The sequence below is a fragment of the Segeticoccus rhizosphaerae genome (assembly GCF_009192725.1).
In the GTDB taxonomy this organism is placed as follows: Bacteria; Actinomycetota; Actinomycetes; order Actinomycetales; family Dermatophilaceae; genus Segeticoccus; species Segeticoccus rhizosphaerae.
This window is the reverse complement of the sequence record NZ_VOHR01000588.1, coordinates 1-1,128: the sequence shown is the minus strand read 5'-3', so window position 1 is coordinate 1,128 and position 1,128 is coordinate 1. Positions and strand designations below refer to the sequence as shown.

Here is a 1,128-nt window from a genome sequence, read left to right as displayed (position 1 = left end):
CTCGCGCCGTCGCGACCGCCCGAGCGGGACCCGCCCGACCGGCCGTCGCGGGACCGCGCCGGGCCGGCGTGACCGCCATGCTTGCCGGTCTCACCGAGGTCCTCGACCTCCTCTGCCTCGAGGCCGGCCCGCGTGCGGGCGGACCGGGGCAGGCGACCCGTGGCAGTCGTGGGGATCTCGAGTTCGGCGTAGAGGTGCTCGGAGGAGCTGTAGGTCTCCAGCGGGTCCGGGATCCCGAGGTCGAGGGCCTTGTTGATCAGACCCCACCGCGGGATGTCGTCCCAGTCGACGAAGGTGACCGCGATGCCGGTGTTGCCGGCGCGCGCGGTGCGGCCGATCCGGTGCAGGTAGGTCTTCTCGTCGTCCGGGCACTGGTAGTTGACCACGTGGGTGACGTTGTCGACGTCGATGCCGCGGGCGGCGACGTCGGTGGCCACCAGGATGTCGACCTTGCCCTTGCGAAACGCCCGCAGGGCCTGCTCGCGGGCGCCCTGGCCGAGGTCGCCGTGGATGGGAGCGGCCGCGAAGCCGCGGTCCACGAGCTCGTCGGACACCTTGGCCGCGGTGCGCTTGGTGCGGCTGAAGATGATGGTCAGGCCGCGGTTCTTGGCCTGCAGCATCCGCGCGAGCATCTCGACCTTGTCCATCGCGTGGGCGCGGTAGACGAACTGCTCGACCGCCTTGACGGTGCGCCGGTCGCTGCCGTCCTCCTCCATCGCCCGGATGTGGGTCGGCTGCGTCATGTAGCGACGGGCCAGGGCCACGACGGCGCCGGGCATCGTCGCTGACCACAACATGGTCTGCCGGGATGCGGGGGTCAGGGCCAGCAGCTTCTCGACGTCCGGCAGGAAGCCGAGGTCGAGCATCTCGTCGGCCTCGTCGAGGACGACGGTCTTGGCGTGGGACAGGTCGAGGTGACCCTGCTTGGCCAGGTCGATCAGCCGGCCCGGTGTGCCGACGACGACCTCGACGCCACGCTGCAGCGCCTCGACCTGCGGCTCGTAGGCACGACCGCCGTAGACGGTGAGGACGCGGGCGCCGCGCCTCTTGCCGGCGCGCTCGATGTCGCCGGCGACCTGCACGGCGAGCTCACGGGTCGGCGCCACGGCGAGCGCCTGCGGCTTGCCG

Annotated in this window: 1 protein-coding gene; it reads right to left on the bottom strand. The window is 72.0% G+C overall.

What is annotated here, in order from left to right; translation table 11 throughout:
* On the bottom strand, positions 1-1,128 hold a 1,128-nt coding region (locus FRW57_RS21870; protein ID WP_152187069.1), incomplete at both ends, for a DEAD/DEAH box helicase.